9 protein-coding genes are annotated in these 13,991 nt (G+C 64.5%); 6 read left to right on the top strand and 3 right to left on the bottom strand.

Translation table 11 applies throughout. From position 1 onward, the window contains the following. The first annotated feature begins 3 nt into the window (after positions 1–3). Positions 4–1,011, top strand: coding sequence for a glycosyltransferase (locus tag AB4Y72_RS11395; protein WP_441426271.1), 1,008 nt, complete (start codon positions 4–6; stop codon positions 1,009–1,011). Between the two features lie 6 nt (positions 1,012–1,017). Here the strand turns inward: AB4Y72_RS11395 and AB4Y72_RS11390 are convergent, their stop codons facing one another. Further along, the gene (locus tag AB4Y72_RS11390) at positions 1,018–2,868 is read right to left on the bottom strand and encodes an ABC transporter ATP-binding protein (RefSeq protein ID WP_441426270.1); all 1,851 of its coding nucleotides are present in this window, start codon (positions 2,866–2,868) and stop codon (positions 1,018–1,020) included. A 201-nt stretch (positions 2,869–3,069) separates the two neighbouring features. Here AB4Y72_RS11390 and AB4Y72_RS11385 point away from each other — a divergent pair, with 201 nt between their 5' ends. The 4 genes from AB4Y72_RS11385 to AB4Y72_RS11370 all read left to right on the top strand — a co-directional run bounded on the left by AB4Y72_RS11385 (position 3,070) and on the right by AB4Y72_RS11370 (position 6,424). Then, positions 3,070–3,708 (top strand): glycosyltransferase family 2 protein, encoded by a 639-nt coding sequence (locus AB4Y72_RS11385; RefSeq protein WP_441426269.1) that lies wholly within the window; start codon positions 3,070–3,072, stop codon positions 3,706–3,708. Positions 3,709–3,712: 4 nt separating this feature from the next. Beyond that, on the top strand, positions 3,713–4,111 hold the full coding sequence (locus tag AB4Y72_RS11380; RefSeq protein WP_441426268.1) for a DUF2304 domain-containing protein: 399 nt from the start codon (positions 3,713–3,715) through the stop codon (positions 4,109–4,111). Beyond that, positions 4,108–5,199: an acyltransferase gene (locus tag AB4Y72_RS11375; RefSeq protein ID WP_441426267.1), complete on the top strand. Its 1,092-nt coding sequence runs from the start codon at positions 4,108–4,110 to the stop codon at positions 5,197–5,199. Before AB4Y72_RS11380 ends, AB4Y72_RS11375 begins: the two co-directional genes overlap by 4 nt. A gap of 82 nt (positions 5,200–5,281) precedes the next feature. After that, positions 5,282–6,424, top strand: coding sequence for a glycosyltransferase family 1 protein (locus tag AB4Y72_RS11370; RefSeq protein WP_441426266.1), 1,143 nt, complete (start codon positions 5,282–5,284; stop codon positions 6,422–6,424). A 131-nt stretch (positions 6,425–6,555) separates the two neighbouring features. Here AB4Y72_RS11370 and AB4Y72_RS11365 read toward each other — a convergent pair whose 3' ends face one another. Together AB4Y72_RS11365 and AB4Y72_RS11360 are read right to left on the bottom strand one after the other, a co-directional pair. Continuing rightward, entirely contained in the window at positions 6,556–10,110 is a 3,555-nt protein-coding gene (locus AB4Y72_RS11365; protein WP_441426265.1) for a GH25 family lysozyme, read from the bottom strand. Between the two features lie 249 nt (positions 10,111–10,359). Continuing rightward, complete coding sequence (locus tag AB4Y72_RS11360) at positions 10,360–12,636, bottom strand: GH25 family lysozyme (protein ID WP_441426264.1); 2,277 nt, start codon at positions 12,634–12,636, stop codon at positions 10,360–10,362. Positions 12,637–12,936: 300 nt separating this feature from the next. On the opposite strand from AB4Y72_RS11360, the gene galE reads away from it, so the two are divergent. Further along, positions 12,937–13,980, top strand: coding sequence for a UDP-glucose 4-epimerase GalE (gene galE, locus AB4Y72_RS11355; RefSeq protein WP_441426263.1), 1,044 nt, complete (start codon positions 12,937–12,939; stop codon positions 13,978–13,980). The last annotated feature ends 11 nt before the right edge of the window (positions 13,981–13,991 follow it).

The raw sequence follows: 13,991 nt of genomic DNA, 5'->3' as shown, positions 1-13,991 counted from the left end.
CGCGTGAGCAAGGAACCGAAGGTACTCCAGTTCAACGACTGTGCATTTGTCGCCCGCTCGATGGTGCGCGCGGCGCAAAGGGCCGGTATCACCTGGGACTATCTGCCGCCGGAACAGGTCCGTCCTATGACGGCTGCGCCGGCCAACCCGGTCCTTGCCCGGGCCCGCTTCGCCCCATACGTCGTTCGAAGGGCCGTGAAACTGCTGAGGGCAGACGTTGTTCACGTTCACTACGGAACCAGCGCGCGCCTGCTCCGCGAACGAGGCATGCCGCGGCGTCCCTACGTTTTGACGCTGCACGGGACGGACATCCGGAAACAGTGGCGGGACCCGAGCTTCCACGACGAGATCCAACGGGCCATCGATGGCGCCGCCCACGTGTTTTTCGCCAATAACGACACGGCCGACAACGCCTACGCGGCGCGTCCCGACGCTGAGTTCCTGCCGGCATTGGTCGACGCCGCGACACTGCCGGCGTGGGATCCGGCACCTGAACCCACGATCCTCTTCGTCTCGCGCTGGGATGATGACAAGGGCGTTGAGGACCAGTTGCGATTTGCGCGCGCCCTGCGCGCCGCCGTGGGTCCCAAGACCCGCATGATGGGGCTGAACTGGGGTCCGGGGGCGGGCTCCGCGGCAGACGCGGGCGTGGAACTGCTGGAACGGATGCCGCAGGCTGAATTCCACCGGCTGGTGTCCCGCGCCCACCTCACCATCGGCCAGGCTACAAAGAATTTTGCCACGAGTGAGTTTGAGGCGCTTTGCATGGGGGCGCCGATGGCTGCCCTTGGCCAGAGGCTGCCCAGGCCCGACGACGGTACAACGCCGCCGGTGTTGGAAGGCTCCGAGGACGAGGTATTGGAGCAGGTTGCCGGGGCGCTCCAGGATCCCCGAGCCACCGCCGACCGGCTCGGGGGAGCGGCGTGGGCGCTCCCGCGCTATGACGCAGCCTCATACGTGGCGCGATTGGACACGCTCTACCGCGAGATCGCTACCTCAGCCGGCAATTAGCCGGCGCTAGGACGCCGCGTTCCTGCCGGCCAGCCGCGTGGCGTCGTAGTCACTGACCTCTGCGCCCGATCCGTTCGGAGTGTAGAGACCCGCGAGGGCAGCCTGCTGGGCGAAGTCCGGATTGATACGGATGACCTCGTCGAAGATTCCCTGCGACACGATGGTGCCGTCCTTCATGAAGCAGATCTGGTCGTTATCCCGGATCGTCGAGAGCCGGTGAGCCACGGAGATCACCGTGATCTCGCCGTGCAGTTCGCTAATCGCATTCGCGACGGCGGCTTCCGTGGCCGTGTCCAGCGCGCTGGTAGCCTCGTCGAGTACCAGGACCAAGGGGTCCATGTACAGGGCACGGGCGATGCCCAGGCGCTGGCGCTGTCCGCCTGAGAGGGCCAGGCCCCGCTCGCCCACACGGCCATTGATTCCGCCTGCACGGGTGTTAATGGTGTCCAGGAGTTGGGAGCGTTCCAGTGCGGCGCGAACTTTGTCCTCGTCAATGTCGCTACCCCAGCTCAGGGCCACATTCTGGGCAACGGTTCCATCGAAAATTGCCACGTCCTGCGGCACATAGCCCACGCGCTTGCGCCAATCGGACAGCACATCCTCGAGTGGGACGCCGTCGAGGGTCATGGTGCCTTTGGACGGGGTCAGCAACCCCAGGAAGATATCGATAAGGGTCGACTTGCCAGCTCCCGACTGGCCCACGATTCCCACGGACGAGCCGATGGGCAGCCGGAGGTTGATCTTGGTGACTGCCGGGCCTTCTGCCCCCGGATAGGTGAATTCAACGTCCTTCAGTTCCAGCATCTTCGGCTCGCTGGTGATGGGGGTCTTGCCAAGCTTCTCGGCGTTTTCCCTGAAAACGGCCGCGTCCCTGATGTCGCGCATCACGATCTCGGTGTAGGGAAGGGTCGACTGGATCAGGGTCATCTGCCCTTGGACCGTGGTGAGCGCCGGCACCAGCTTGAAGCCGGCCAGGCCGAAGATCGCGACCGATGACATTGCTGTTTCCATGCCGCCGATCGAGTAGCCAACGGCGCCAATCAGCAGGAAACCGCCGATCAGGGCCATGTCGATCACAAACTTGGGGACCGCGCTGATGAACCTGATGTTGGACCGCGACCGGGCGGCGCGTTCCCGACTGTGCAGGACGATGCCGCCTACCTCTTCCGCCTTGTCGCGGAGGGTGATTTCCTTCAGGGCCGCGAGCATTTCGGCCACCAGGGTGGACATGCGCTGTGCGGCGTCGCGGTTCACCTTTCCTGCCTCATAGGACTTCTTGGAGAGCCACAGGTACAGGAACGCCGCGATGATCCCGAGATAAATGACAGTGGACAAGGCAGTCTGCCAGGATGCAGCGACCAGCACCACCAGGACCGACGCGAATGTCAGGGCCTGGGCCGGCAGCGTTACGGCCGGGAAAAGCACTCCCGACACGGTGTTGGCAATTCCGACGTCGATCATCCGGACAAGCTCAGTAGTGGACCGCTTCATCCGTTCCGTCCAAGGGGCACGGATGTAGCTCTGGAAGAGAATGGAGCCGATCTCAAGCTCATAGTCGGCAAACTTGCGGGTGGACACCCACTGAAGCCAGATGTTGAGCACCGATTTCAGAATCATGACCATGGCCGATGCGACGAGAATCAAGACGCTGACTTCCTGGGTCACGGCCCCAAGAACCGGCAGGGTCATCGTCCCGCCCTTGAGTATCTGGTTCAAGACCAGTGCAAAGACGCCCAGCGCAACGGAATCAATGAGCGCAAGAACCGCCGAGAGCACGCCAAAAAGAACAAGGAACCGCCTGGCGTTGGCGGGCAGGAGAGGCAGCAGCTCGCGCATCGTGCGGCGCAGTTGTTTCAAGGAGTACTCCAAAACGGCGGGGGAAGAATCCTTCCCATACTACGCGGGGCGCTGCCGAGGCTCCTGTTTGCCGCCGCCGCCCGCGAGAGCTGTCGGCTCGAACTGGGAGCACTCTGGGCCGGCGGAACGCTCAGCCGCCCCCGTCGGCAGTGGCGACTGTGGAATACTTGACGGGTGAGTCGCACCTGGATAGTCATACCTATGTACAACGAGGCCTCCGTCGTCGGCGGGGTGATCGACGGACTCCGCCAAGAGTTTCCCAATGTCGTATGCGTCGATGACGGAAGTAGCGATGGTTCGCAGGATGTGGCCAGGCGCGCCGGCGCGGTCGTGGTCCAGCACCCGGTGAACCTGGGCCAGGGCGCAGCACTTCAGACCGGTTTCGAGTATGCGCTCCAGGATCCCGAACTTGACTGCATCGTCACGTTCGACGCCGATGGTCAGCACCGCGTTGAGGACGCCAAAGCTATGGCTGAGCGCGTGCGGACAGGCGAGGCGGACCTGGTTCTGGGCTCACGGTTCCTGGACGGCCGGACGAAACTTTCCCCGGCGAAGCGACTGGTGCTGCGGACGGCCGCGATCCAGTCCAGACTGGCCACCGGGATGGCGCTCACCGACGCGCACAACGGGCTACGCGCCATCGGGCCGGACGTTGCCCGCAAGATCCACCTGACCCAGAACAGGATGGCGCACGCCTCGGAGCTGATCCACCAAGTGTCCGAGATCAGCCCGCGCTGGGTGGAGCACCCCGTTGAGATCATCTACACCGATTACTCCAAGGCAAAAGGCCAGTCCCTGCTGAATTCCGTCAACATCATCGCTGACCTTCTGTTTAGGTGAGAAATTGCAGATCATAGTTCAAATAGTTCTCGTACTGGCCGTCATCGTCGTCTCCCTCGCACTCATGCGGGGCGGTTCAAATGCCCGGCACCTGGCCATCCGCCGGATCATGCTGGTGATTTTCGCGCTTGTGGCCGCGTTTTCGATCTTTTTCCCGGAGCTGCTAACCATGCTCGCCCGTTCCCTGGGCATCGGCCGGGGCACAGATCTCGTCCTCTACGGGCTGATCGTCAGCTTCCTGGTCTTCATGGCCACGACCTACCAGCGGTTCAGGCACATGGAGACAACGCTCACCCAACTTTCCCGGCGAATCGCCATTGACGAAACCCCGCGCCCCTGGCTCAAGGACGCGCCAGCTACCCCTTCGACCTTGTTCTCGGAACGGATGCAGGAGACCGAGTGACGGTCCTCAGGGCACGTCCGGAAGATAACGCGGCCGTATATTCGTCCCGCGACTATTCACTGGACATCCTGAGAATTCTCAGTATTTGCGGCGTCGTTGCGATCCACCTCTTCGGGTACCTTGTGGGGCACTCCGACCACGGGTCCCGCAACTGGTGGCTGGGGGCGGGCCTGGATATCCCTTTCATCTGGGTCGTCCCGGTTTTCGTGATGATCTCCGGCGCACTGCTGCTGGCGCCCCAAACCCGGGTCCTGGCGCCAGGAGCGTTTTACCGCAAGCGGGCGGTCCGGCTGCTGCCGGCACTGATCGTGTGGAACGTGGTCTATCTGGTTGGAGTCCGCTGGCTGATGCGCGGTGAAGACCTGACACCGGCACGGGTGGTCCAACTGGTGTTTGACGGCGCTGTCTTTACCCAGCTGTATTTCCTTTGGCTGATTCTGGGCCTTTACCTGGTTGCCCCGCTCATCACCGCGTTCCTGAAAGACGGGGGTCCGCGGCGGCCGCTGACCCTTTCAGCCGTCCTGCTGGCCGCCACTGCTCTGGCTTTCGTGGCCCCTGGAATCGCAGCGTCGCTGGGCGTCGCCAGGCCGATCAGCCTGAACATCTTCACGCACTGGCTGCCCTACGTCGGCTATTTCGTGGCCGGCCGCGCGCTGCGGGACGTCCGGCTTAAGGGCGGGTCCCTTTTCGCCGCGATCGTGGTCGCCACAGGGTTGGCTGCGCTCTGCCTGTGGCAGTACGGAAACCAAGGACCGGCAGGGTTGCTGAACGTGGTGTCGCCGGTCGGCTACCTCGCGCCGACCGTCATGCTGCTCTCCGTTGCGGTATTCCTGTCCGCCAAGTCCATTTTCAGCCGCATCACGCCAACACCCGCGGCCGGGCGGATGCTGATCACGCTCTCCGCTGCTTCGTTCGGGGTGTTCCTCGTTCACCTGCTGGTCTTCGAGGCCATCAGGCTAAACGTGCCGGCGGTCTTCAACGGCAGGTCGATCCTGGCGGCTTCCGCCAGCTACGCGGCCACCCTGGCTTTAAGCTTTGCCGTCGCTGTCCTGGCCTCCCGTATCCGGTTCCTGCGGAACGTCTTTTAGCCGCAATCGCCCGGAGCCCCGTTTCTGCACGTCGGCGGCCGCCACGGAGGGAGTGGCTGCCCCGATCTGGAATGATGGAGGCATGACTGCCTTGCCCCGACTTCTCATCATTTCTTTCTCGCCGATCCGGTCTGACCCGCGCGTGCTCAAGCAGGTGGGTCTCTTCAGCGGCAAATATCACCTCATCACGTGCGGCTACGGGGCAGCCCCGGAAGGCGTGGATGAACATTTTGCCCTGTCGCCCGACGCGGTTGGCTGGCCCTCGGACAGGATCGGGCTGCTGGGCCGCCGCTACGGGCGCGCCTACGACCGTATGTCGGCGGTCCAGCAGGCGCGGAAGCTGCTGGCGGGCCTCTCCGTTGACGTCGTTCTTGCCAATGACCTGAACACGCTGCCGCTGGCCCTGGAACTGGAACCGAAGTACGGGGTCCATTCCGATCTGCACGAGTTTGCACCGAAAGAAAAGGACGACGACCTCAAGTGGCGGCTGTTTGTCGCGCCGTACATGCGGTGGCTTTGCCGCACGTACCTGCCCCGGGCCCGTTCCCTCACCACGGTTGCTCCAGGCATCGCGGCGCAGTACACCCGGGACTTCGGCGTTGCGGCGGACGTGGTCACCAACGCGGCCCCCTTCGCGGAGGGGGCACCCCGGCCGGTCGGCGAGACAATTCGGCTGATCCACAGTGCTGCGGGGCAGCGCTACCGGAAGCTGGAAAACCTCATTGAGGCGATGCGCAGCGTCCCGTCCGGGGTTGAGCTGGACATGATCGTGATGCCCAACGAACCGGATTACGTCGCCGAACTGAAGCAGGCCGCGGCTGACGTGCCTGCGGTGAAGTTCCGCGATCCCGTGCCCTATGCCGAACTCGTCCGGACCCTGAGCGAGTATGACGTCTCGCTTGTGTTTCTTCCGCCGACGAATTTCAACATGGAGAACGCCTTGCCCAACAAGTTCTTCGAGGCCGTCCAGGCCCGGTTGGGAGTGGTGGTGGGACCCTCGCCGTCGATGGTGGAAATCGTCAACCAGTACGGCTTCGGCACCGTCACCCCGGACTTCTCTCCGACCGCCCTGGCCACCACGATCCGGTCGTTGAACGCTGAGCAGATCATGGAATGGAAGCGGGCTGCGGACCGCGCCGCCAAGCCGCTGGCCGCTGAATCCCAGCTCGGGATCTGGGAAGCAGCGATCCGTGCCTTGCTGCCGGAAGATTCCGCGGTGTCCTGAGACGCTGCCCTAACAGGGCAAAAGAGTGGAGCGGTCCACGTCGGGAGCCGACGTGGACCGCTCCTTTTTTGCCCTGGCGATTCAGAACAAGCCAGCAGCCGACGGCTGGGTCATCTTTCTAGTGGGTTTCTCTAGTAGGCGGATGTCGCACGGGAAACCACGGTCGACGTCGGCATGGTTCCGGCTGAGGTGCGGGTGCCCCACTTGCTGCCCGCGAGGATGGGGTAGTAGCTGAGCTGGCCGTTCGCAAGGAGTGTCATGACCCCCTTGGAGCCGGCTCCCGCAAAACCAGTCGCGCTGGAAAACTGCCGGAAGTACTGCCACGATGAACCAATGGTCGTCCGCGACTCGGAGATAAAGCCGCTCTGGCCATTGGAGCGGTAGAGCCGCATGGCGCCCAGGGAATTGACGGCGAGCATATCCTGGTTGCCGTCGCCGTCGAAGTCGGTCATGGCAATCTTCAGGCCACCCCAACCCGCCCCGATTTTGACCGGGGCTCCGAGGGCCCGGCCGGAGACGTTGGCCCAGTAATACAACGCGCCGTCCGATCCGTAGCCGACGAGTCCCGGATAGCTGCTCGCTTTCACCCACCGGCCGGTGACGAAAGTCGTCTGGGCGAAGCCCGTGCTGGCCAGGGTGACCGGCCATGTGAAGCCGCCGGTTTTGGCGCCGAAGTACACGCTCAGGGCACCCGACGACCACTGTGCCAGTACATCGGGCACACCGTCCTTGTTCCAGTCGAGAACGTTGAGGGTCTTAGCCGCGGACCAGCCAACTCCGATCTGGTACGGCGTGTTCAAGCCGCCGGTTCCGTTGGCCGGGTGTGCCCACAGTCTGCCCGCGGCGTCTACCCGGACGACGTCGGACGGTGTGGAGAGGGGTTGCTGTCGGACCATGGTGGTGCTGCCTGCGATGAGGATGGTGTTCCACCCCGTCGCCAAGGCCTTCTTGGTTCCCAGGACGCCCTTGGTCAGCGGGTAGTAGCTGAGGGCGCCGGTGGTGTCACGGGCGAGCAGGCCCGTGGACCCGGCCCCTGTGAAGCCGAGGGCGGGACTGATGCTGTTCATGACAGACCATCCGACGCCGAGCTGAGGGCGGACTTCGTTGATGAACGTGCCCGAGCCATTGGAGCGGAAGAGCGCCATCTGACCGACGTTGTCCACGGCGATCAGCTCTTGGCTGCCGTCCCCGTCGGCGTCCAGCATGGTGATGTCCGTGCGGGCAAAAGTCGTGCTGAGGGTTGTGGGGGTCCCCAGGGTGCTGCCCGTGGCGTTGCTGTAAAACACCACGGTTCCATCCGGCCGGCGGACAATCAGCCCGGGATACTTCGAACTCTTGAGCCACGGTCCAAAGGTCAGGTCCGCTCCGGCCAATCCCGAGAGCAGAACCGCGGGGCCGGAGAAGCCGCCGGTGGAGAGCCCGGTGCGGATGGTCAGGGCACCTGCGCTCGTCTGGACCGCCAGATCCTGGATGCCGTCCGCGTTCCAGTCGACAACGTGCACGGATGTTATTCCCGTGTAGCCTGCCCCGATCTGGACAGGGGAGCCAAGGACTCCGGCGCCGCTCGGGCGTCGGTAGAGTTTGCCGTCGGCGTAAGCGCTTACGACGTCGGACGCGGCTTTAATGGAAGGGTTATTCACCGGTGTCGGTGTCGGTGTCGGCGTTGGTGTCGGTGTCGGTGTCGGCGTTGGTGCCGGTGTCGGCGTTGGTGCCGGTGTCGGCGTTGGTGCCGGTGTCGGCGTTGGTGCCGGTGTCGGCGTTGGTGCCGGTGTCGGCGTTGGTGCCGGCGTTGGTGTCGGGCTTGGAGGCGGGGTGGTGGCAATGCTGTTGATGTTTTCGCCCCCGGCGATCAGGAAACTGCCCCAGCCGGAACCAATAATGGCGGTGGCACCCCAGGTGGAGTTCCCCGGAACGGGGTAGTACCGAAGGCTGCCGTCCCGGCTGCGGGCCATGAGGCCGGTAGCCGCGTAGCCCTTGAACGAGAACGTAACCGTCACGCTGGTCATCTGGTTCCATGAGTTCCCGACAGCCCGGGGCGATTCAGCGATAAAGGCGCCGGCGCCGTTGGACCGATACTGGCGCAGGATTCCAGCCGCGTCCTGGGCGAGGATGTCCTGGTTGCCGTCGCCGTCGAAGTCGACCATCGTCAGATTCAGGTTTTGCCAGCCGCCACTGATCTTGCTGCCCACGCTGACGCCTCCGCCGGAGCTGTTGCGCCAGATGAAGAGGTTGCCGGCGTCGTCCCGGGTCAGGACCTGGGGGAAGTAACTGCTGCTCAGCCAATAGCCTATGGTGAGCTGATAACCGCCCCAACCGGAGGCCGCCAGCACGGGTCCTGTCGAGAAGCCGCCGGCAGCGATGCCGAGGTAGACGTTGACCCGGCCGGATGTCCATTGAGCTACCACGTCGAGGACCCCGTCGGCGTTCCAGTCGATCACGTTGATCGACCTGAGTCCGGTCCACCCTTGGCCGATCTGCTTCCGGGTGCCAAAGGCGCCTGTGCCGGTGGCCGGGTAGTCCCACAGGGCACCCCCCGCATCGGCGGCCACGAGGTCGCCGGTTGACATGATCGAAGGCCTCGGGACGGCGCCGTCGGCCGTGGAGGCGAATTTCTGCAAATTGGCGAAGGTGCCGTTCCATGCGTTGGAGTCGCCGGCAAAGGGTCCCGTGCTGCTGTACTGCCACACGCTGTAAGTTCCCCAACCGTTCGGCACATTGCCGACGTACGTGGAGTAGGACGCCAGGTGAAGCGGCTGGTTTCCGAAGGCGCCCGAGTCGCCCGTGCACTGGGACCACCATCCCGCGGTGGTGTAGATCATGGGCAGGCGGCCCGTCCGGGACAGCATGCGGTTGGAGAAGTCCCTGATCCAACCGACCATCGCGGCGGCGCTCATGTCATAGCAGGTGTTGCCGAGCGTGCTGTACGGGTTGTATTCGATGTCCAGCAGCGGCGGCATGGTTACTCCGTCAGGGCTCCAGCCGCCGCCGCTGTTGACGAAGTAGTCCGCCTGCGCCGCGCCGGTTGAGACGCTGGGAAGCGCGAAGTGGTAAGCGCCGCGAATGAGGCCCGCGTTCTGGGAACCGGAGTACTGGGCGGCAAAGGTGGGGCTGCGGTAGCTGAGGCCTTCGGAGGCTTTCACATACGCAAAACGGGCGCCCATGGAGTACTGCGCCGGCCAGTTCACCGTCGGCTGGTAGCCGCTCACGTCCAGCCCTTGAACGCCGGGGGCCTGCCAGGTGCTTTGGACCTGCAGGGACTCGGCGACAGCGGAAGAACCGCCGGAGCGGGGGGAGCCGGACAGTCGGGTTTTCAGGCCTTGGCCCATGTACGCGCCGTTTGCTCCGATGGCGGCGTTGAGCGCCTTCATGTCGATGGCTCCCGGAGGAGTGTCCGATGATGCCGGCGGCGCTGTCGCCGCCGCGGTAGTCGCTGCCGGGCTAGGTGCCGGGGTGGGGTCAGTCGTCGCCACACTGCCGGCTGCGGGGAGTTGGCTTGTGCCCCCGGGAGCCGTGGCGGTGGTGGGTGAAGCTGAGGCGGCCGCCGGGGCGGTTGGCGCTGACGGCGTCGGTTCGAGCGCCCAGGCCTGGGCCGGAAGGCCGAGCGCGGCTACCGCCGTGACGACCAAGATTGCGACGGTCCTGAGCCGCGAAGTGCGTCGTGTTAGCAGGGGCGTGTTCGGCTTCATGTGTCTCCCCGGAGCGCTAACGTGCTCCGCGAAACACGCCGCCTAGTTCACCATGACCGGTCATCCGCGAGTCGGAAGCCGATAAGTCAATTCGGTTGGTCTTGACGCCGAAACGATAGCACCGGATCGTCTCTGATACCAGAGTGAACGGCGGTGTCTCTGATATCAGAGTGACGGGTGGGATGTAGCCGTCGGTGGCCGGCTCCAGCGGCTTAGCCAGGTGCGGCAGGTCTGGCTAATGGAACAAATTCACTTGAAGGTAACCCTTGTGCTGCCGGCATCTGTGCGGCTGATAGTCCCGCCCTGGAAATTTTGCACGCAGCCGCCGCCGGTCAGGCCGCAGATTTCGTTGCTGACGGGGTAGCCAAGTTTGCCGTTTTCGTAGCCGAGGGCGCCCCAGGCGGCCCGGATGGAGCCCCAGGTGGCGTGGGCGCCGGTGGTGGGGGAGTAGTGGATGGTGCCGCCCTGGAAGCTCTGGTAGCAGCCGCCGCCGGTCAGGCCGCAGATTTCGTTGCTGACGGGGTAGCCGAGTTTGCCGTTTTCGTAGCTGAGGGCGCCCCAGGTCGCGCGGATGGAGCCCCAGGTGGCGTGGGCGCCGGTGGTGGGGGAGTAGTGGATGGTGCCGCCCTGGAAGCTCTGGTAGCAGCCGCCGCCGGCCAGCCCGCAGATTTCGTTGCTGACGGGGTAGCCGAGTTTGCCGTTTTCGTAGCCCAGATTGCCCCAGGTCGCGCGGATGGAGCCCCAGGTGGCGTGGGCGCCGGTGGTGGGTGAGTAGTGGATGGTGCCGCCCTGGAAGCTCTGGTAGCAGCCGCCGCCGGTCAGGCCGCAGATTTCGTTGCTGACGGGGTAGCCGAGTTTGCCGTTTTCGTAGCCGAGGGCGCCCCAGGTCGCGCGGATGGAGCCCCAGGTGGCGCGGGCGCCGGTGGTGGGGGAGTAGTGGATGGTGCCGCCCTGGAAGCTCTGGTAGCAGCCGCTGCCGGCCAGCCCGCAGATTTCGTTGGTCGTGGGGTAGCCGAGTTTGCCGTTTTCGAAGCCCAGGTTGGCCCAGGTCGCGCGGATGGAGCCCCACGTGGCGTGGGCGCCGGTGCCGGGGGAGTAGTGGATGCTGCCGCCCTGGAAGCTCTGGTAGCAGCCGCCGCTGGTCAGCCCGCAGATTTCGTTGGTCGTGGGGTAGCCGAGTTTGCCGTTTTCGAAGCCCAGGTTGGCCCAGGTCGTGCGGATGGCGCCCCACGTGGCGTGGGCGCCGGTGCCGGGGGAGTAGTGGATGCTGCCGCCCTGGAAGCTCTGGTAGCAGCCGCCGCCGGTCAGCCCGCAGATTTCATTGCTCGTGGGGTACCCCAGCTTCCCGCCACCGCCGCCCAGTGCAGCCCATGCGGCCCCGATCGCTCCCTTGACACCGAACCCAGACGCGAATCGTCTCAGGCCAGCGTAGTCCCCGTTCCAAACATTCGAGTCACCGGCAAAGGTCCCCATGCTGCTGTACTGCCACATGCTGTAGTTGCCCCAGCTTGAGGGTAGGGACCCGGCGTAGTCCGATGGGGTTGAAGGGTAGGAGGCCACCCATAGCGGGTAGTTCCCGAACCCCGGCGCATCTGCCGTGCATTGCTTCCACCATGATGTGTTGGTGTAAATCATGGGCAATCGTCCCGTCAGCGACTGCACGGTGTTCCCAAAGTCCCGCACCCAGGATGCCAACTGGGCACCTGACATGCCATAGCAACTGTTTCCGAAGTTGAAGCCATTGATGGTGCGGCCGGCATAGGGGTTGAATTCAATATCGAGGACCGGAGGCAGGGTGTAACCATCCGCGCTCCATCCGCCGCCGTTCTGCACGAAGTAGCGCGCTTGGTCTGCCCCTGTGGACCAATTGGGAATCGCGAAGTGGTAGGCGCCACGGACCATCCCCACACTGCGGGAACCTTGATATTGGGAGGCGAAGGTCTCACTTGAGTAGTAGTTGCCCTCTGTCGCCTTGACGTAGGCGAATCGCGCCCCCAAGTTCCACTGCTGCTGCCAGTTGACCGAGGTCTGGTGGCCGCTGACATCAAGACCTTGGACGCCGAACGTCGGCTGCCATGTGCTTTGTGTTGCCAGGGCCTCGGTGGTCAGGGTCTTGCTGGTAGTGCCGGGACCTGCGGCAGCCGTCCCCACAACGCGGGCCGATCGTTGCCCCATCTCGGCACCGCCTGCGCCGATCGCCGCGGCCATGGCAGCACCATCGGGTGCACCAGTGGATGGATACGAAGTGGGCGTCGCGGCAGTGGCAGTTGGTGAGGGCGCGGGAGTCGGCAGCATCGTTGACTGGCCGGTCGGCGTCGTTGTGCCAGCGGCTGTAGCCACGGGTGTTGGCGATGGCGTCGGCATCGAAGCGGTGGCCGTCGACGTCGGCGCAACACTTGGGCTCGGTGGCTCGGCGGCCGCGGACGGCGTTGCCAGTCCGGGACCTGCCAACAGCGCAACCAGCAACAGTGCGTTCCCAGCGCGCCTTCCGAAATTGCTGAGGTGGGAAAGTTGGGTCCGCTTCATCTTCTGCTCCGCAAGGATGGTGCGCTTCGCGAGCGCGGCATATATGTGTCTCAGGTAAATTCGGATCCGCGAGAGGGCCACCGACCGATGAGAATGTCTGACTTATCGGGCCCACCCTAGCACCGACAATCGGATGGGGCCATTGTTCCTGATGTTGCTCAAGTGGTTGGAGGGATCGAATCTCCCGCTCTGCAGCCTGAGATGAGTAGGCTGCCCGGGAGCCGTCCGGCGGTGGGGTGCTGACCCGGCGGGCCCCGGTCGAGTTCGCAGTGGCCGGCCGATCCTTCTAAGCTGTGATGCATGAAGGTATTGGTTACCGGCGGCGCCGGCTACATCGGATCCCACACGACGCTTTCCCTCCTCGAGGCGGGGCACGACGTTGTAGTCCTGGACAACCTTATGAATTCCAATGCGGAGTCCTTGCGCCGGGTGGAGCAGCTCACGGGCAGGACCCTGGACTTCCGGGAGGTCGACCTTCTCGACGCTCCCGCCGTCGACGCCGTTTTCTCCGAGGGCGGTTTCGAGGCAGTGATCCACTTCGCCGGGCTCAAGGCCGTGGGGGAATCCGTCGAGAAACCCCTGATGTACTACCAGAACAATGTTGTGGGTACCCTTAACCTCCTGCACAGCATGGACGCCGCCGGGGTACGCCGCCTCGTTTTCAGCTCCTCCGCCACCGTTTACGGCGCCTCGGAGGAAGTTCCCCTCATCGAGAAGGCTCCGCTGGATGCCACTAACCCCTACGGCCGCACCAAGGAACAGATCGAGGACATCCTCTCTGACCTGGGCGCCGCCGATCCCCGCTGGAGCATCGCCCTGCTGCGCTACTTCAACCCGGTGGGCGCACACGAGTCCGGCCTGATCGGGGAGGACCCCAGCGGCATTCCCAACAATCTGCTGCCGTTTGTGGCCCAGGTTGCCGTGGGGCGCCGCGAAAAAGTGATGGTGTTCGGCAATGACTACCCGACGCCGGATGGCACTGGCGTGCGAGACTACATCCACGTGATGGACCTCGCTGCCGGCCACTTGGCAGCCTTGGGTTACATCAGCGGTAAGGCAGGGGTGTACCGCTGGAACCTGGGCACCGGCCGGGGTTCTTCCGTGCTCGAAGTCATCGACGCGTTCGGCGCGGCGGCCGGACACCCGGTGCCTTACGAATTCGCGCCCCGCCGCCCGGGCGACGCCGCCGTTAGTTACGCCGACCCTTCGGCTGCCTTGGCGGATTTGGGCTGGTCCGCGCACCGCAACCTCGCACAAATGTGTGAGGACCACTGGCGCTGGCAAAGCCGAAACCCGCGGGGCTACTCCGCGGTCGCCGAGACCGCCGGAGTTAAGGCCGACTAGCTAGGAGCTGG

This window comes from Arthrobacter sp. YAF34, assembly GCF_052113245.1.
Classification (GTDB): Bacteria; Actinomycetota; Actinomycetes; order Actinomycetales; family Micrococcaceae; genus Arthrobacter.
The sequence above is the reverse complement of the archived record's forward strand: the minus strand, read 5'-3'. Positions and strand labels throughout refer to the sequence as shown.

What these genes read in the sequence shown, in the direction of transcription:
- AB4Y72_RS11385 (WP_441426269.1), top strand. Translation starts at nt 3,070, where the DNA reads ATGTACAACGAGGCCTCCGTCGTCGGCGGGGTGATCGACGGACTCCGC.
- AB4Y72_RS11370 (WP_441426266.1), top strand. Translation starts at nt 5,282, where the DNA reads ATGACTGCCTTGCCCCGACTTCTCATCATTTCTTTCTCGCCGATCCGG.
- AB4Y72_RS11365 (WP_441426265.1), bottom strand. Translation starts at nt 10,110, where the DNA reads ATGAAGCCGAACACGCCCCTGCTAACACGACGCACTTCGCGGCTCAGG.
- AB4Y72_RS11360 (WP_441426264.1), bottom strand. Translation starts at nt 12,636, where the DNA reads ATGAAGCGGACCCAACTTTCCCACCTCAGCAATTTCGGAAGGCGCGCT.
- galE (WP_441426263.1), top strand. Translation starts at nt 12,937, where the DNA reads ATGAAGGTATTGGTTACCGGCGGCGCCGGCTACATCGGATCCCACACG.